Raw genomic sequence first — 17,771 nt, forward strand, 5'->3', positions numbered from 1 at the left:
AGGTCGATCGGACGCGCGTCGGTAGCCGCGGCGCCGGAGGTCTCATCTTGCGCCCGGGGTGGCCCGGCCCGCTCAGCGGCAGGCCGGACCACCCCGGGTTGTAGCGGTTAGTGCGTCAGCTCTTCAGGTACATGTTCACGAAGAGCGGCATACCCATGGTCGGGTCACCGGCCGTGGTGCCGACGTTGGTGCCCTTCACGACAGCGAGCTTGTCGTAGTAGGTCGGCAGAGCGACGTACTGCTCCATGATCTTCTTGTCGAGCGCGGCCCACTTCGAGGTCGACTCCTCCGCCGGCAGGTTCGCGACGTCGTCGATCTCCTTGTCGAGCGCCTTGTCGCTCAGCATGCCCCAGCTCTGGCCGTCGGCGATGCTGTGCGTCTGGAACAGCACCGGGAACCAGGAGCCACCGGTCGGCCAGTCGGAGCACCAGCCGGCCGGGCTCTGGCCCATGTTGACCGGGGCGTCGTAGTCGCCCTTCTTGCTCCGCAGGTCGGCGGTGGAGACGCCGATCGGCTTGACCTTGAAGCCGGCCTTGGTCAGGGCGTCGGCCCGGATCTGGCTGACCTGCTGGGTGAGCGGCTTGGTGTTGTCGAAGTAGTACTGCAGCTCGAAGCCGACCTTGCCGGCCGCCTCGAGCATCGCCTTCGCGGCGGCCGGGTCACCGGCGCCGGAGCCGGCCAGGTCGGCGACCGGGGTGTACTTCTCGTAACCCTGGACCGACGGAGGCATGACCGTGCTGGCCGTCTCGGCGACGTAGTCGTTGAGACCGGCCGCCTTGTACAGCGCGTCGTACGGGTACGCCTTGGCGATCGCCTTGCGGATCGGCAGGTCGATCTTGCGGGTGTCCAGCTGCCACACGATCGTGCAGGAGCTCTGCCCCTGGACCAGCTGCTCGCGCTTGTCGCCGGTCAGCTGCGGGATCAGCGACGCGTCGAGCTCGTCGTAGTTGATCGAGTTGGCGTCCTGGCCGTTGCTGTTGAGCACGGCCTGCTGCGACTTGATGGCGTCGCCGCCCCACTGGAAGTTGAAGCCGTCCAGGTACTGGTGGCGCACCGGGTCGGTGTTGGCGTCCCAGTTGGTGTTCTTCTCGAGCACCAGCGAGGTGCCGGCCTGGTAGGTCTTGAACTTGTAGGGGCCGGTCGCCAGCGGCTTGTTCTTGTAGTCCTGCCGGGTGTCCTTCTCCTTGGGGATCGGGGTGAAGGCCGGGAAGGTCAGGTAGAACGGCAGGTCGGAGAACTGACGGGCCAGGTGGATGATCAGGGTGTCGGTGCCCTGGGTCTCCACGCCCGCGTAGTTGTCGCCGTCCTTGTACGGGCCCTTGTACTTGTCGCCGTCCTTGAAGTACTGCATCTGGTACGTCGGGCCGTTGACGAACACGTCGTGGGCGAACGACCGCTTGATCGAGTACGCGAGGTCCTCGACCTTGACGGGCGTGCCGTCCTCGTACTTGATGTTCGGCTGCATCTTGAAGGTCCACGTCAGCTTGTCGGCCGACGGGGTGCCCAGGTCGGTGAGGTCCGGGACGAGAACGGCCTTGCCGTCACGGATGTCGAACTGGGTCGGCGTACGGAACAGCGTCTTGCCGATCTCGTTCGAGTCGACGTAGTAGATGTCCGTCGGGTCGAAGGTGTTCGGCGTGGTCTGGGCCACGACGTTGAGCACGCCGCCCGGGCGGGCGCCCTCGATCTCCTTGGCCGGCCCCTTGGCGTTGGGGTCGGTCGCGTTGACCTGTCCCTCGATCTTGTTGCTGTCGCCGCTGCCCTGGGTGTCGTTGTTCGACGACGGGCTGCTGCAGCCGGCCACACCTAGCGCCAACGCGGCGGTGGCCGCAATGGCAACGTTAAATCGCCTTGCCATTTCTCCTCTTCTCATACTGGGCGTCACCACGTCACCTGCGGGTGCGGGGATCGAAAGCGTCACGAATCGAGTCGCCGAGCAGGCTCAGCGAGAGCACGAGGATCGTGATGGCGGCCACCGGGATCCACAGGTAGAGCGGATCGGCCCGGTACCAGTTCTGGGCGGCGGCGATGGTCAGACCCCAGGACGGCGTGGGCTCGGTGAGCCCGACGCCGAGGTAGGTCAGGCCCGCCTCGGTGACGATGTAGGCCGGTAGCGCCATCGAGACCGAGATGACGATGGGCGCCACCAGGTTGGGCAGCAGTTCTTTGAAGAGCACCTTGCGGGTCGGCACGCCGAGCACCTTGGCCGCGGCGATGAACTCCCGCTCGCGCAGGCCCAGCACCTCACCGCGGATCAACCGGGCCAGGCTGGCCCAGCCGAAGAATGAGAGCACGATGATCAAGGAGTAGAAGCGCACTGTCGCGACCTCGTCGTTGCCGACGTTCTCGGTGTTGCCGACGAACACCGCCAGCAGGGCGGCCGGGACGGCGATCGCGAAGAGCAGGTAGGGCAGGCTCAGGACGAAGTCGATGACCCAGGACAGGATCCGGTCGACCCAGCCCCCGAGGAAGCCGGCGACCAGTCCGATGGTCACCCCGATGACCGTGGTGATCACGGTGACCGAGCCGGCCACGATCAGCGACGGGCGGGCGCCGTAGACCCAGCGCGCGAACAGGTCGCGGCCCAGTCGCGGCTCGACGCCGAACCAGTGCTCGCCGTTGGGGGCGACGGTCGGGTAGCCGTACTGGTCGATCAGGTTCTGGTTGAGCGTCGTCGGGTCCTGGCCCTCGAGCTTGGCCAGCAGCGGCGCGAAGATCGCGACCAGCACGAAGAAGAGGAAGATGCTCGCGCAGACCACCGCGACCTTGTCCTTGCGCAGGCGCGCGAGGGCAATCTGGGTCGGCGACTTCCGCCGGGTGTCCACCTTCTTCACAGACTCGCCGGTCGGCGCCGTAATCGGGTCGGTCGACTCCCCCTTGCGGGCGAGCCCGGCCTCTTCGATCAGCGGTTCCAAGCGTCGGTCACCTCCATCGGACGACACACCTCGCATGCGTCGTGCGTGAGAGGTATTCGGATGCTGCGCTGGGAAAGGTAGCCCGGATCTCGGTCGTAGGAAATGAGTTGACGCATCGAATGAATAACAGCCCGCTGAAAGCGGCTGATGACAGACGTCACAACCGACCTCGCCGTCGTACGGTGCGAAGCACCACTCGGATGGATAAATCACCCGTAACGTCGATCAACTTACCCGCCTATGTCCGTTATGGAAAGTCAGAGGGCAATCGTACTGTTGCGCAAAGTTATCGAAGTCATCCTCGCCGCCCGACTGCCCGCTGTTTCGTCACGGTTTCCTGAAAGTATCGATCTTGACTGTGAACGGCCGTGGGTTTCTACGGCGAGGCCCGCTCGGGGGCGCAAGATCTTCGGTCGGTACGCCATCACGGGGTCGTATCGACGGTCATCCCGCCCATCGGAACGTGGTTCTGTCGTGATCTTCACTGTCCCGTTGTGTCGGCCGGGTGACCCGGTGTAGATGCCGGAAAGGCCGCCATACGGAGACGGCGGCCATTCCGATAACGAATCGGGGTGCCATTCGCGGCCCTTTCCAGACTTCGAAGTCGGTCTTAGCCGGGCGGGGCGAGGGCGGTGAGGATCTCCTCGGCCCGTTCCCGGGCGGCCTCGCGCCCGGCCCCGGGCGCGCCGACGAGCGGATCGAAGTTGAGGTCGTAGAACAGCTCGGTCACGCCCGCCTCGGCGTACCGCTCGGCGCCGGCGCGGATCTGGGCCCAGTCGCCTGAGAGCGGCACCGCGTCGTCCCGGCGGCCCGGCCGCACCACCGCGCGGACCACGATGCGCACCTCGTCGGGGTCGTGACCAGCTTCTTCGGCCGCCCGGCGGACGATCTGGGCGCCTCGGGCGACCTCGTCGAACGTGAGCCTGCTGCTGCTGACCCAGCCCGCGGCCAGCCGCCCGGCCCGGCGCAGCGCGACGTCGGCGGTGCCGCCCAGCAGCACCGGCGGACCGCCCGCCTGCACCGGCGAGGGCGCCATCGAGCTCGGCGGCACGCGGTAGAGCTCGCCCTCGAACGAGGCCACCGGGTCGGTCCACAGCGTGCGCAGCACCTGCAGATACTCGGCGACCCGACGGCCGCGGGGTTCGGGCTCGGAGCCGGTGGCGGCGAACTCGGGCGCCGACCAGCCGGTGCCCAGTCCGAGGTCGAGCCGGCCGCCGGAGAGCACGTCGAGGGTCGCCGCCTGCTTGGCCAGATAGGCCGGGGCGACGTACGGGATGTTGATCACCGCCACGCCCAGCCGGACCCGGCTGGTGTACGCCGCGGCGAAGGTCAGCGCGAGCAGCGGGTCGAGCACACTCCGGTAGACCGGCGGCAGTTGCTGATCGACCCCGGCCAGCAGCCGCTGGAACGACCAGATGCCGTGGTAGCCGAGATGCTCGGCCCGCCGCGCGAAGACGCTCAGCGACTCCGGATCGGCCCAGGCCCCGGCCACGGGCGCGCCACAACTGATCAACATCCCGACCAGGTTATCCGGAGTGCTGTTCGTACTCGATGGTCAGTGCCTGGCCGAGCTCGGCCAGCCGGTCGTCCGGGGCGGCGGCCTGCACGGCCGAGATGAAGGCGCCGTACGCCGTGGCCAGCCCGTCCAGGTCGCCGTCCTGCAACAACACCATGTACGTGGCCTCGGCCACCCGGCGGAAGTCGGCCGGGGTCTCGGCCGGCGGCCCGGCCGGTCCGGGCGGGTCGGGCGTCTCGACCAGCTCCTCGGAGGCGGGGCCGACCTCGGGCACCGCCATCTCGGACCGCAGCCGCAGGCTGGCGCTGAGCAACCCGACCGGCGAGCCCTCGAACAGCGACGCCGGCTCGTAGTCGCGGGCCACCAGCCCGGCCCCGCGGGCCACCATCTCGTCGGGGTCGAGGTCGGTCCGGATGCGGGCGGCGCCCCAGCCCAGGTACGCGGCCAGGCGCTCACGGATGGCCGGGATCCGGGTCGAGCCGCCGGCCAGCACCACCTGGTCGATGTCGCCCCAGCCCACCCCGTGCACGGCCCGGGCGGCCGCGATGGCCTCGCTCAGCAGGTCGAGCGAGCGCTGCACGTCGGGCTCGATCATCGCCTCGAAGGCCCGCCGGCTCAGCGGCACGCCGGCGCTGACCGTGGCCGTGAGCAACGGCAGCTCCAGGGTCGTGGTGTCGGCGTCCGACAGCTCGCGCTTGCGAATCTCGGCCTCCCACCGCACCCGCTGCCGGATCGCCGGGTCCCGGCTGAGGTCGACGTGGTGGCGCTGGCGGATCTGGCGCAGCGCGTGGGCGACGATCAGCTCGTCGAAGTCGTCGCCGCCCAGCACCTGGTCGCCGGCCGTGCCCAGGACGTCGACGGTGCCGTCCTCGACCCGCACCACCGAGGCGTCGAACGTGCCGCCGCCGAGGTCGTAGATCGCGTACGTGCCGGGCACGGCGTCCACCCCCAGCGCCATGGCCGCGGCCACCGGGTCCTCGACCAGCCGCCGCACGTTGAGCTGGGCCAGCCCGGCCGCCTCGCGCAGGGCCCGCCGCTGGGCCTCGCCGGCCACGGCCGACACGGTGATCACGGCGTCGTGGATCGGCTCGCCGATGAACGCCTCGGCCTGCCGCTTGAGCTCGATGAGCAGATAGGCGCCGATGTCGCGGGGCAGGTAGGCGCGGCCGCGGAACCGTACCCGGTCGCCGCTGCCCAACCGGCGCTTGATGCCGGCGATCACGTTCTCGGGGTCACCGGCCGGGGGCACCCCGGCCACGACCTGGCCGTTCCTGTCCTGGCCGACCGTGGCCGGCATGGTGGACGCGCCGCTCGGGCCACGGACGACGAGAGGCTTGGCCCCGTCCCAGACCGAGACCGCGCACGAACTGGTGCCGAGGTCGATCCCGACCACACGATGGAAAGAGGGGTACGCGTCGGGATGCTCGGTCAAGGCCGCCCCCTGTGACCAGCAGTGCTCGGTGCTGCTGGCCGTCAAATTAGCGACTGAGCGGAAAAGATCGCGATCGATCCGTCGGACATCCGACGAACGCTGGACAGATTCCGGGTCAGGCGGCGGCGCGCTCGGCGTCGGCCAGCGCGTGCTCGGCCCAGCCGATCCGCTGGCCGGTCAGGCCGGCCTGCCGGGCCTGGTGGACGGCCTCGCGCAGCAGCCGCAGGGCCTCGGGCAGGTTGCCCGCGGCCAGTTCGGCCTCGCCCAGGGCCAGCGTGCCGGTGGCGACCCGGCGCGGGTCGCCGAAACGCTCCCGCAGCACCTGGGACATGCGCAGATGGCGCAGCCCGCGCTCGGTGTCGCCGGCCACGAAGACGTGGAAGAAGCCGATGTGCCGGTGCACCTCGGACCGGACCATCTCGTCGGCGTAGCTCTCGGCCAGGGCCAGCGCCTCGGTGTAGTACGGCATCGCGGTCGTCCAGTCGCCCCGCAGCACCTGATGGACCAGGCCGAGGCCGAACAGCGACTCGGCGGCCCCGGCCGCGTCGCCGACCTCGCGCTGGATGCGCAGCGCGGCGGTGAACAACTGCTCCTCGGTCGACCAGTCGGCCCGGGCCAGGTCGCCGCCGATCGCGGCGAAGTGGGCCAGCATGCCCAGCCGGGTCAGCGCGGCCGCCTCCTCCACCGGCTGACCGGCGTCGCAGGCCTGCCGGCGCGCACCCTCGAGCATCTGCCACGCCGGCAGGAAGTCGCCCGTGCGGAACGCCGCCTCGAGCATCGCCTCGTTGCCCGCCGCCAGCAGCGCCCCCGCGGTCTCCATGGACGCTACGTTAGCTTCTCATCACACTCCGAGGCCGCCCAGAGCCTCATCGATGGGATCCGACCCGCCGAAGAGCTCGAACGTCACCCCGACGGTGGCCGGCGTGGTCAGGCAGGTGGCCACCACGGCAGCCACGTCGTCGCGCGGCACCGGGCCGCGCCCGCCCATCTCGCGGCGCACGGTGACCAGTCCGGTGCCCGGTTCGTCGGTCAGGCTGCCCGGGCGCACGATCGTCCAGTCGAGGGCCTCGAGCGCGGTCACGTACGCGTCGGCCTCGCCCTTGGCGGCCAGGTAGGGGCCCATCGTGTCGCCGCCGGCGGCCGGGTCGTGGGCGCCGATCGACGAGATCATGACGTAGCGGCGGACGCCCTGCTCGACGGCGGCGTCGGCCAGCTTCACGGCGCCGCCGAGGTCGACCGTCCTTTTGCGCGCGGGGCCACTGCCTGGCCCGGCGCCGGCCGCGAAGACGACGGCGTCGGCCCCCTTGACGTACGGGGAAAGGGTCGGATCGTTCTCGAGGTCGCCGATGACCGGGACCGCGCCCACGGCTTGCAGGTCGGCCGCCTGCTCGGGCTTGCGGATGAGCCCGCGCGCGGTGTGACCCGACGCGGCAAGAATTTTGAGCAGACGGAGAGCGATCTGGCCGTGGCCGCCCGCGACGAGGATGTCCATGCCCTCCAACCTATGCCGAGTCGCGCACCACCAGCGTGGGCTGGAAGGTCACCGAGCGCGGCAGCCGGCCCGGGGTGGCGATGTGAGCCATCAGCACCTCGGCCATCTCGGCCGCCATCTCTTCGACCGGCTGGCGCACGGTGGTCAGCAGCGGGCGGCAGTCGAGGGCGGCGCTGCTGTCGTCGAAACCGACCACGGCGATGTCCTCGGGCACCCGGCGGCCCAGTTCCTGCACCGAGCGCAGCGCGCCCTCGGCCATCAGGTCGTTGGCCACGAAGAGCCCGTCGATGTCCGGGTGCTCCGCGAGCAGCCGGCGGGCCGCGGTCTCGCCGCCGGCCCGGGTGAAGTCGCCCTCGACCGCCGGCACCTCCCGGCCCGACAGATGGGCCCGGAAGCCCTCGAGCCGGTCGAGGCCGCTCGGGATGTCCAACGGTCCGCTGATCGTGGCCAGCCGGGTGCGGCCCAGCGCCAGCAGCCGGTCGGCGGCCAGCCGCGCGCCCAGCCGCTGGTCGACGTCGACGTAGCTGACCGCGATGGGCGAGGTCGGCCGGGCCGAGACGACGGCCGGGATGCCCAGCTCGTGCACCTGGCGGGGCAGCGTGTCCTGCTCGTGGCTGCTGATCAGCAGCACCCCGTCCACGTGGCCCTGACGCAGATAGCGGATCACCTGGTGGTGGTCGGTGGAGTCGGTCGGGATGACGACCAGGTGGATGTCGTGGGGGCGCAGCGCCCCCGTGGCGCCCGCCGTGATCCGCCCGAAGTAGGGGTCGGTGAAGATGCGGTTGAGGAACGAGTGGTTGTCGGGCCGGTCGGGCTCGCTGATCACCAGGGCCACCGAGTTCGAGCGGCGGGTGACCAGGCTGCGAGCGGCCACGTTGGGCACGTAGCCGGTGTCGGCGATCGCCCGCTGCACCATCTCGCGGATCTTGGCGTCGACGCTGGGGGCGCCGTTGATCACTCGGGACACGGTCGCGCGCGACACCCCGGCCGCCTCGGCGACCTGGTCCATCGTCGGATGCTGCCCACCGCGCGCGGGCCGGGTTGTCATGCGGTCCGTTATAGCAGCGAGCTGGGGACGGGTGCCGCCGCCGTCAGGTCCACCGCCGGCGACACCCGTGGTCATATCAGGGACGTCCGTCCGTGCCGCACTTGACGATCGGGCGGATGCAGTCGTTCACCCGGCGCGCCAGCTCCTCCACCGGCCAGGCGTTGAAGAAGTCGCCGTGCATGGTGTAACCCGGGCCCGAGGCCAGCCGGAAGTTGGCCGGGTTGCCGTTGACCGGGTACCGCATGACCTGCCGCAGCTTCGGCACGACGACCGGGTGGCTGGGCGGGCAGGCGTTGTTGACCGGGTACGCCATGTGGCTCTTGTGATCGGTCGAATCCAGGTTCACGCCGTCCCAGCAGTGCGGGAAGTCGAGGTACGACTCCAGCATCGTGCCCGGCGGGCAGGTGACGAAGTCGTGCGACGACCCGGCCTCGCCGGCGTGCAGGCACGACCAGCGCGAGATGGTGTTGTCGTTCGGACCCGTCGCCTTGGCGTTGCCGGCCACGATCCGCAGCCCCAGCGGGAAGGGCTGCGTCTGGGCGATGAGGTCGTCGCGGACGCCCTCACCCAGGTAGTAGAAGATGCCCGTCGTCGGCTCGACCGGGGTGTTGCCGTTGTACAAGGTCGGGATCCAGTACGACGACTTGTCGATCGACGGGTTGCAGTTGCTGTTCGCGTTGAGCAGGTCCTGCGTCGTCGAGAACGCGTTGGTCACCTCGCTGCCGAAGAAGCTGTGCATGTGCGAGGCGCCGGGCATGTTGGGGAAGATGATCGGGTCGTCCGGCAGCCGGTGGCTGAACGGGCAGTCGGCCAGGAACTCGGCGACCCGGACGGCCCCGGGTGGGATGGTCGGCGGGGTCGTGCCGCCACCACTGCCGTACACCTGGAACTCGGTTAGAGAAACACCCCACTGCGTGGCCCGTACGGTGGTTTCGAGCCGGACATATCGGCCCGTGCCCGCAGCCGTGATCGTCTGGCGGCCGCCCGTGCCGTTCGCGGTGCTGTAGAGCGTGCTCCACGACGAGCCGTTGGCCGACACCTTCACGCTGAAGGCCCGGGCGTACGCGGACTCCCAGTTGAGCACCACCGACGAGATACTGGCGCTCGCGCCCAGGTCGACCTGCAGCCACTGCGGGTCACTGAACGCGCTCGACCACCGGGTGCCGAGGTTGCCGTCCACGGCGTTGGCGGCCGGGAAGGCGGCCGACTCGGTCGAGCTGGCCGTGGCCGTCCTGCCCTGGGAGATCAGGGAGTCGGCGGCGTCGGCCCGGGTGGCGACCGTCAGCAGGGCGGCGCCCAGCAGCGTCGCGGCCAGGATCCCCCGGCCCCTCACTGGTACACCCGCACGTAGTCGACGAGCATCCGCGACGGGAACGGGGTGGTGGCGTCGATCGGACCGGGGAAGTCGCCGCCCACGGCCAGGTTGAGGATCAGGTAGAACTTGTGGTCGAAGATCCACGGGCCCCGGGTGTTCTCCACCGTCTCCTTGCCGGCCGTGAACACCAGCCGGCTGTCCAGGAAGAACCGGATGCCCTTGCTGTCCCACTCGGCCGCGTACACGTGGAAGTCCTGCGACAGGTCGACCCCGGCCGCGCTCTTCTGGCCGTAGCCGCCGGCGCCGTTGTAGGCCGGGGCGTGCAGCGTCGTGTACGTCTCGTTGGTGTTGCGGCCCAGGACCTCCATGATGTCGATCTCGCCGTTGTACGGCCACGGGCGTCCGCTGAGGAAGTCGTCACCCATCATCCAGAACGCGGGCCACAGGCCGTTGCCCTTCGGCACCTTGATCCGGGCCTCGAACCGGCCGTACTGGGTGCTGAACTTGCCGCCCGTGTTCATGCGGGCCGAGGTGTACTGCCGGCCCTGGTAGTCCTGCCGGCGGGCCTCCATGACCAGGTTGCCCTGACCGTCGGTCTGCGCGTTCTCGCTGTTCGGCGTGTAGTACTGGATCTCGCCGTTCTGCGGGACACCCGGGTCGTACGTCCACTTGGCCGTGCTCGGCTTGGTGCCGGCGGCCTCGTTGAAGTTGTCCTCGAAGACCAGGCGCGAGGCCGGAAAGGCCGGGTCGGCGGGCGGGGCCGGCGGGGCGACCGGGGCGCCGCCGGTGCCGTAGACGCTGAACTCCCAGAGCGAGTACCCGTAGGCGCTGGCCCGGGCGGTGCCGTACATCCGCACGTAGCGGCCGGTGCCGGTGGCGTTGATGACGTCCTTGAGGCCGTCACCGGTGGTGGTCGTGAAGATCGGGTTCCAGTTGACGTTGTCGTTGGATACCTGGATCTGGTAGTTCTTCCCGTACGCCGGGTCCCACTGCAGCACGACCTGGCTGATGGTCGCGGTCGCGCCCAGGTCGACCGAGATCCAGCCCGGGTCGACCCAGCCGTTGGTCGAACTGGTGGCCCAGCGGCTGGCCGGGTCGTTGTCGAACGCCTTGTCCGGGCTGCACGGGTTGCAGTTGACGTCGTTCTGCCAGGTCGACGCGGCGGCCGGCTTGTTGTACGACAGCAGCCGCGCGGTGCCGCTGGGCGGCGGAGTGGTGGTCGGCGGCGGCGTGGTCGGCGGCGTGGTGCCGCCCGAGAACACCTGGAACTCCCAGAACGAGTAGCCGTAGATCGGCAGCGCCCGCTCGGTCAGGTTGATCCGCACGTAGCGCGCGGTGCCGCTGACCGCGATGCTCTGCTGGCCACCGGCGCCGGTCGTGGTGGCGTAGGCCTGGGTCCAGGAACTGCCGTTGGCCGAGAACTGCAGATTGAAGGCCTTGGCGTACGCGCCCTCCCAGTTGATGGCGATGCGGCTGACCGCGGTCGGCGTGCCGAGGTCGACCTGCCACCACTGGCTGGCCGAGAACGAGCTGGCCCAGCGGGTGCCGTTGTTGCCGTCGACCGCCTCACCGGGCAGGTAGGCGCCGGCCACCTCGGTCGAGCTGGCGGTGGCGGTCTTGCCCTGCGAGACGACGACCTCCGCCGCCTCGGCTTTTCCGGTGGTGGCGACGAAGAAGGCGGCGAGCAGACCCACGAGGGCCGCGCCGAGAGTGAGAATCCGGGCCGGAGACAGCCTGCTGCGAGGCGTCCCGAGCCCGTCCAGGACCGGGGATGTCATGGAGGGACTCCAGGGGATCGGGGATATGAACGCTCGGGGAAGCGCTCTTTGTAACGCCACTGTCATCCGCGCTTCGTCAGGTGTCAATGCCTGGTAGCAGGCCGGGAAGCGCTTTCTTGGAGGTTCCCGCAGGTGGAGGCCCGGACGCGTGCCACGGTTCCGGAACCGTCGTCCGTCCTATTCGCCAGGAAACCCGAAGGCTGTACAGTTTCGGGCCATGACCGACACCGACCAGCCGACCGGACGTCACGCCGCCAAGCAGGACGACCTGGGCGCCCGCTCCACCGTCAACATCAAGAAGTACCTGGAGAAGGACGAAGCCCTCGAGCGCCAGGCCGCCACCGGCCGCCACGCCGCCCCCGAGGAGAAGCCCGAGAACTGAGGCTGACGCACGCTGACCGGGCCCTCGCGCGACGCGGGCGGCCCGTCAGCAGGCTAGTTGTCCTCGAGGTCGCCCTCGGTGTCGAGGTAGAGCTGCTGCAGGGCGCTCAGCGTCTCGGGGTCGGGCGACTCCCACAGCTTGCGTTCGGCCGCTTCGAGCAGGCGTTCGCTGATGCTGTGCAGGGCCCATGGGTTGGACTGCTGGAAGAACTTCTGGTTCTCCGGGTCTAGGGCGTACGTAGTCGCCAGCTGCTCGTACATGTAGTCGGTGACCACGCCTGCTGTGGCGTCGAAGCCGAACAGGTAGTCCACAGTGGCGGCCAGTTCGAAGGCGCCCTTGTAGCCGTGGCGGCGCATCGCGGCGATCCAGCGCGGGTTGACCACGCGGGCGCGGAAGATGCGGGCGGTCTCCTCGGTCAGGCTGCGGGTGCGGGTGGCGTCGGGGTTGGTCGAGTCGCCCACGTAGGCGGCGGGGGCCTTACCGGTCAGCGCGCGCACCGTGGCGATCATGCCGCCGTGGTACTGGAAGTAGTCGTCGGAGTCGGCGATGTCGTGCTCGCGGGTGTCGATGTTCTTGGCCGCGATGTCGATGCGCCGGTAGGCGTTCTCCATGTCCGGGCGGGCCGGCACTCCGTCGAGGTCACGGCCGTACGCGAAACCGCCCCAGACCGCGTAGACCTCGGCGATGTCGGCGTCGCCGCGCCAGTTGCGGCTCTCGATCAAAGGCAGGATTCCCGCACCGTACGCCCCGGGCCGCGACCCGAAGATGCGGGTGGTGGCCCGGCGCCAGTCGCCGTGGTCGTCGCGGTCGGCCAGCGCGTGCTGGCGGACGAAGTTGTCGGGCTCGTCGAGCTCGGCGATCATCTGGAAGGCGTCGTCCATCATGGCCACCACGTGCGGGAACGCGTCACGGAAAAAGCCCGAGATGCGCACGGTGACGTCGATCCGGGGACGGCCGAGCTCGTCGCGCGTGATCGGTTCCAGGCCGGTGACCCGGCGGGAGGCCGGGTCCCAGATCGGGCGTACGCCGATCAGGGCCAGAATTTCGGCGATGTCGTCGCCGGCCGTGCGCATGGCGCTGGTCCCCCAGGCCGACAGCCCGACCGAGCGGGGCCAGTCGCCGTAGTCCTCGCGGTAACGCTTGAGCAGCGACTCGGCCATGGCCTGGCCGGTCTCCCAGGCCAGCGCGCTCGGGATCGCCTTGGGGTCGACCGAGTAGAAGTTGCGGCCGGTCGGCAGCACGTTGATCAGGCCGCGCAGGGGCGAGCCGCTCGGGCCGGCCGGCACGTACCCGCCGTCCAGCGCGTGCAGCAGGTTGCCGAGCTCGTCGGTGGTGCGCTCGAGCCGGGGCACGACCTCGGTGGCCGCGAACGCGAGCACCCGCCGCACGTTCTCGTCGTCCGTGAGGCCGGCGGGCACCTCGACCGGCCAGCCCGCCTCTTCCATCGCGGTGACCAGCTCACGGGCCAGCGCCTCGACGCGGTCGGTCTCGGCGGTCGACGCGTCCTCGGCCAGGCCGAGCGCCTCGCGCAGGCCGGGCAGCGCCGCGACCTTACCGGCCCACATCTGCCGGGCCCGCAGCATCGAGAGCACGAGGTTGATCCGCGCCTCGCCCTGCGGGGCCGCGCCCAGGATGTGCAGGCCGTCGCGGATCTGGACGTCCTTGACCTCGCACAGCCACCCGTCGACGTGCAGGATGAACTCGTCGAACTCCTCGTCGTCGGGCCGGTCCGACTGGCCCAGGTCGTGGTCCATCCGCGCGGCCTGGATCAACGTCCAGATCTGGGCCCGGATGGCCGGCAGCTTGGCCGGGTCGAGCGCGGCGATGTTGGCGTGCTCGTCGAGCAGCTGCTCGAGGCGGGCGATGTCGCCGTACGACTCGGCCCGGGCCATCGGCGGGATCAGGTGGTCGACCAGCGTGGCGTGGGCCCGGCGCTTGGCCTGAGTGCCCTCGCCCGGGTCGTTGACCAGGAACGGATAGATCAGCGGCAGGTCACCGAGCGCGGCGTCGGTGCCGTCCGAGGCCGACATGCCCACGTTCTTGCCGGGCAGCCACTCCAGGTTGCCGTGCTTGCCGACGTGCACCACCGCGTGCGCGCCGAACTCCTCGGCCACCCAGCGGTACGCGGCCAGGTAGTGGTGCGAGGGCGGCAGGTCGGGGTCGTGATAGATCGCCACCGGGTTGGCGCCGAACCCGCGCGGCGGCTGCACCATGACGACCACGTTCTCGTCGCGCAGGGCGGCCAGCACGATGTCGCCGTCGTCGACGTAGAGCTCGCCCGGCGCCTGCCCCCAGTGCGTGGTCATCGACTCGCGCAGGTCGTCGGGCAGGGTGGCGAACCAGGCGCCGTAGCGCTCGCCGCTGATCCGCACCTTGTTCTCGGCCAGCTGGTCCTCGGTGAGCCAGTCCGGGTCCTGGCCGCCCGCGGCGATCAGGGCATGGATGAGCCCGTCGCCGTCGTACTCGTCGAACGAGCCGATCCGGTAGCCGCGCTCCCGCATGGCCGCCAGCAGCGCCACCGTCGAGGCCGGCGTGTCCAGCCCGACGGCGTTGCCGATGCGCGAGTGCTTGGTCGGATAGGCCGAGAGCATCAGCACGATGCGCCGCTCGGCCGGCGGGATGTGCCGCAGCCGTGCGTGGGACACCGCGATGCCGGCCACGCGGGCCGCCCGCTCGTCGTCGGCCACGTAGACCGACAGCCCGTCGGGGTCGATCTCTTTGAACGAGAACGGCACGGTGATGATCCGGCCGTCGAACTCGGGGATGGCGACCTGGGTCGCCGCGTCGAGCGGGGACAGGCCGTCGTCGCTGGCCTCCCACTGGGCCCGGCTGCTGGTCAGGCACAGGCCCTGCAGGATCGGCACGTCCAGCCCGGCCAGCACGCCGACGTCCCAGGCCTCGTCGTCGCCACCCGCGCCGACGGTCGCGGGCTTGGTGCCACCGGCGGCGAGCACCGTCACCACCAGGGCATCCGCTGTGCGCAGCTCGGCCAGAAGATCTTCCGGCGCCGTACGCAGGGAGGAGGTGAACAACGGCAACGGGCGCCCGCCCTTGGCCTCGATCGCGCGGCACAACGCCTCGACGAAAGCCGTGTTGCCGGCCATGTGGTGGGCGCGGTAATAGAGCACGGCGACCGTCGGCCCGGTCGCGGTCGTCTCGCGCGGCAGCGGCCCCCAGTCGGGCGCGGCCTGCGGCGGGGCGAAACCGTGACCGGTCAGCAGCACGGTGTCGGAGAGGAAGGCGTAGGCCGAGGCCAGGTTGTCGGGACCGCCCTGGGCCAGGTAGATGTGCGTCTCGGCGGCCACCCCGGCCGCGACCGACGACAGCTTCATCAGGTCGGCGTCCGGCGCCTGCTCGCCGCCCAGCACGACCACCGGGATCTCGCCCCCGAGCAGCTCGTCGAGCCCCTCTTCCCAGGCCCGGCGCCCGCCCAGGATGCGCACCACGACCAGCTCGACCCCGTCGAGCAGCGCCGGCAGGTCGTCGACCCCGGTGCGGGCCGGGTTGGCCAGGCGCCACGGCGAACCGCTGGCCCGGGCGCTGAGCAGGTCGGTGTCGGACGTCGACAGCAGCAGGAACACGCCAAGCTCCCCTCGGGGTCCGCGCCCCGGGTAGTAGAGATCACGGCGACCGGAGTTCCTGGCTCCCCGGCCGGCAGGCCGGGTGACAGTGGCGGGACCGCGCCGGATTCGCACCGGCTTCCTCCGCGGCGTCGCCGCTTGTGACCTCCCACCCTTCCGGTCCCCCGCCGCCGCCGTCAAGGAGGGCACCCGGGTGTGACGATGCCGACCTCCCCGACCGCTGCCGAGTTTCGGAGCGCGGTGTGATCATCCCGACCCGAGGATGCGGTTCTGTCGGTGGGCGAACGTAGTATCCGGGCCGTGCCTGCCCGTGACTCCGACGTCGATGCCTGTCCCGGCGCGCTGCGTCTGCATGCCGCCGCCGACGGGCCGCTGGCGCGCGTCCGGCTCCCCGGCGGGCTACTGACAGGTGAGCGGCTGGCCGTCCTGCTCGAACTCGCTGAGGCCTACGGCGATGGCCATCTGGAGTTGACCTCTCGCGGGAACGTGCAGCTCAGAGGCCTGCGTTCCGCAGACCCCGCGGTGCTCGCGGCCCGGCTGTCGGCCGCCGGCCTGCTGCCCTCCGAAAGCCACGAGACCGTACGCAACGTCGTTGCCCCGCCGATGGCCGACCTCGCACTCCGCACCCTCGTGGAGGATCTCGACCGCGCCCTCTGCGCCGACCCGGCCCTGGCCGCGCTGCCCGGCCGTTTCCTGTTCGCCCTGGGCGAGGTGCCCCTGGCCGCCGACGTGGCCGCCGTCCCCTCCAGCGACAAGTTCACGATCCTGTTCGCCGGTCACGACCACGGCGTGCGCGTGCCCGCCAGCGAGGTCGTCCCCGCCCTGCTGGCCGCCGCCCACGCCTTCCTCGCCGAACGCGCCGCCGCCCCGGTCGGCGCCCCCGCCTGGCGCCTGCACGAACTCCCCGACGGCCCGGCCCGAGTGGCCCACCGCACCGCCACCACCCTCGCTACGCCCACCGCGCAAGACACGCCCGACGACGCCCCCGGCACACCCATCGCAGGCGCTGGCACACCCGCCACCACGCGTGGCACATCCGCTACCGCGGTTGGCGCCTCTGCCACCGCGGCTGGCACGGCTTCCGCTGCCCTGAGTGCTTCGGCGGAAGCGGGTCGAGAACCTGGCGGCGCCGAGCCCGCATCCGCGGCGTCGCTGGTCGGCGTGCTTCCGCAGGACGACGGGCTGGTCGCGGTCGGGGCGCTGGTGCCGTTGGGGCGGCTCGGCGGGGAGGCGTTGCGGCTGCTCAGCACGGCTCGGCGGCTGGTCGTCACGACCGCGCGCGGTGTGATCGTGCCCGACCTGACGCCCGAGGCCGCGCGCCGCTGGATGCGGGCGCTGGCCGAGGCCGGGCTGGCGGTCGAGGACACCTCGCGCTGGGTCGGGGTGACCGCGTGCGCGGGCCGGCCGGGCTGCGCCAAATCCCTGGCCGACGTGCGGGCCGACGCCGATAGCACGAGCACCTACGCGGACGGCCTGCCCGTCCACTGGATCGGCTGCGCCCGCGGGTGCGGCAGCCCGTCCGGCCCGCACGTGCGGGTCGAGGCCACCCCCGCCGGTTACGCCGTGACCCGGCAGCCGGACGGGGAGACGTACACCGGCGACCCGGCCACCGCGGTCGCCGCCGCTAGGAGGAACTGATGGAGTACGAGAAGGACGGCGCCGAGATCTACCGGCGTTCCTTCGCCACGATCCGGGCCGAGGCCGATCTGACCGGCCTTCCCGCCGACGTGGCCCGGGTCGTCGTCCGGATGATCCACGCCTGCGGCATGGTCGACCTGGTTCAGGACGTGGCCTTCAGCCCTCACGTGGCCACTGTCGCCCGCAAGGCGCTGCTGGCCGGCGCCCCGGTGCTGTGCGACGCCGAGATGGTCGCCTCCGGCATCACCCGCAAGCGCCTGCCCGCCGCGAACGAGGTCATCTGCACGCTCCGTGCCCCGTCCGTGCCGGCCCTGGCCGCCCAGCTCGGCACGACCCGCAGCGCGGCCGCCCTCGACCTCTGGCTCGACCACCTGGAGGGCTCGGTGGTGGCCATCGGCAACGCCCCGACCGCGCTGTTCCGCCTGCTCGAGATGATCGCCGCCGGCGCCCCCCGCCCGGCCGCGATCCTGGGCATCCCGGTCGGCTTCATCGGTGCCGCCGAGTCCAAGGAGGCTCTGGCCGCCACCGACTTGGAACACCTGATCGTCCGCGGCCGCCGAGGCGGCAGCGCCATCACCGCCGCCGCCGTCAACGCCCTAGCCTCAGAGGCGGAGTGAAGTGACCACCAGCGCCAACCCCGGCTCTTCCGGAACGCAAGGCGGCCCCGCCGCGCC

At 70.9% G+C, this 17,771-nt stretch carries 13 protein-coding genes and 1 riboswitch; of the genes, 3 read left to right on the forward strand and 10 right to left on the reverse strand.

Annotation, left to right across the window (positions count from 1 at the left end; genetic code table 11):
- Positions 1-115: 115 nt before the first annotated feature.
- The 9 genes from M1L60_RS08700 to M1L60_RS08740 form a co-directional block, all read right to left on the reverse strand.
- Positions 116-1,858, reverse strand: a complete 1,743-nt coding sequence (locus M1L60_RS08700) for an ABC transporter substrate-binding protein (protein WP_253236811.1) — start codon at positions 1,856-1,858, stop codon at positions 116-118.
- A 31-nt stretch (positions 1,859-1,889) separates the two neighbouring features.
- Positions 1,890-2,915: an ABC transporter permease gene (locus M1L60_RS08705; protein WP_253236812.1), complete on the reverse strand. Its 1,026-nt coding sequence runs from the start codon at positions 2,913-2,915 to the stop codon at positions 1,890-1,892.
- A gap of 610 nt (positions 2,916-3,525) precedes the next feature.
- Positions 3,526-4,431: a TIGR03619 family F420-dependent LLM class oxidoreductase gene (locus M1L60_RS08710; protein WP_253236813.1), complete on the reverse strand. Its 906-nt coding sequence runs from the start codon at positions 4,429-4,431 to the stop codon at positions 3,526-3,528.
- A gap of 10 nt (positions 4,432-4,441) precedes the next feature.
- The gene (locus M1L60_RS08715) at positions 4,442-5,863 is read right to left on the reverse strand and encodes an Hsp70 family protein (protein WP_253236814.1); all 1,422 of its coding nucleotides are present in this window, start codon (positions 5,861-5,863) and stop codon (positions 4,442-4,444) included.
- Between the two features lie 115 nt (positions 5,864-5,978).
- Positions 5,979-6,683, reverse strand: coding sequence for a tetratricopeptide repeat protein (locus M1L60_RS08720; RefSeq protein ID WP_253236815.1), 705 nt, complete (start codon positions 6,681-6,683; stop codon positions 5,979-5,981).
- Between the two features lie 21 nt (positions 6,684-6,704).
- Positions 6,705-7,355 carry an SDR family oxidoreductase gene (locus tag M1L60_RS08725; RefSeq protein WP_253236816.1) on the reverse strand — a complete coding sequence of 217 codons (651 nt, stop codon included), beginning with the start codon at positions 7,353-7,355 and terminating at the stop codon, positions 6,705-6,707.
- A gap of 10 nt (positions 7,356-7,365) precedes the next feature.
- Positions 7,366-8,403, reverse strand: coding sequence for a LacI family DNA-binding transcriptional regulator (locus M1L60_RS08730; protein WP_253236817.1), 1,038 nt, complete (start codon positions 8,401-8,403; stop codon positions 7,366-7,368).
- Between the two features lie 76 nt (positions 8,404-8,479).
- A complete protein-coding gene (locus tag M1L60_RS08735) occupies positions 8,480-9,736 on the reverse strand; it encodes a DUF1996 domain-containing protein (protein ID WP_253236818.1) in 1,257 nt (418 codons plus the stop codon).
- Positions 9,733-11,496, reverse strand: a complete 1,764-nt coding sequence (locus M1L60_RS08740; RefSeq protein ID WP_253236819.1) for a galactose-binding domain-containing protein — start codon at positions 11,494-11,496, stop codon at positions 9,733-9,735. The genes M1L60_RS08735 and M1L60_RS08740 overlap by 4 nt, the downstream gene beginning before the upstream one ends.
- 217 nt (positions 11,497-11,713) lie before the next feature.
- Here M1L60_RS08740 and M1L60_RS08745 point away from each other — a divergent pair, with 217 nt between their 5' ends.
- Positions 11,714-11,878 carry a hypothetical protein gene (locus M1L60_RS08745; protein ID WP_253236820.1) on the forward strand — a complete coding sequence of 55 codons (165 nt, stop codon included), beginning with the start codon at positions 11,714-11,716 and terminating at the stop codon, positions 11,876-11,878.
- 53 nt (positions 11,879-11,931) lie between these two features.
- Here the strand turns inward: M1L60_RS08745 and cobN are convergent, their stop codons facing one another.
- A complete protein-coding gene (cobN, locus tag M1L60_RS08750; protein ID WP_253236821.1) occupies positions 11,932-15,459 on the reverse strand; it encodes a cobaltochelatase subunit CobN in 3,528 nt (1,175 codons plus the stop codon).
- A gap of 52 nt (positions 15,460-15,511) precedes the next feature.
- Positions 15,512-15,583: riboswitch (cobalamin riboswitch) on the reverse strand.
- A 176-nt stretch (positions 15,584-15,759) separates the two neighbouring features.
- On the opposite strand from cobN, the gene M1L60_RS08755 reads away from it, so the two are divergent.
- Together M1L60_RS08755 and M1L60_RS08760 are read left to right on the forward strand one after the other, a co-directional pair.
- Positions 15,760-17,097: a ferredoxin-like domain-containing protein gene (locus M1L60_RS08755; RefSeq protein ID WP_253236822.1), complete on the forward strand. Its 1,338-nt coding sequence runs from the start codon at positions 15,760-15,762 to the stop codon at positions 17,095-17,097.
- Positions 17,097-17,714 carry a precorrin-8X methylmutase gene (locus M1L60_RS08760; protein ID WP_253236823.1) on the forward strand — a complete coding sequence of 206 codons (618 nt, stop codon included), beginning with the start codon at positions 17,097-17,099 and terminating at the stop codon, positions 17,712-17,714. The genes M1L60_RS08755 and M1L60_RS08760 overlap by 1 nt, the downstream gene beginning before the upstream one ends.
- The last annotated feature ends 57 nt before the right edge of the window (positions 17,715-17,771 follow it).

It is taken from the genome of Paractinoplanes aksuensis (assembly GCF_024137025.1).
Lineage (GTDB): Bacteria > Actinomycetota > Actinomycetes > Mycobacteriales > Micromonosporaceae > Actinoplanes > Actinoplanes aksuensis.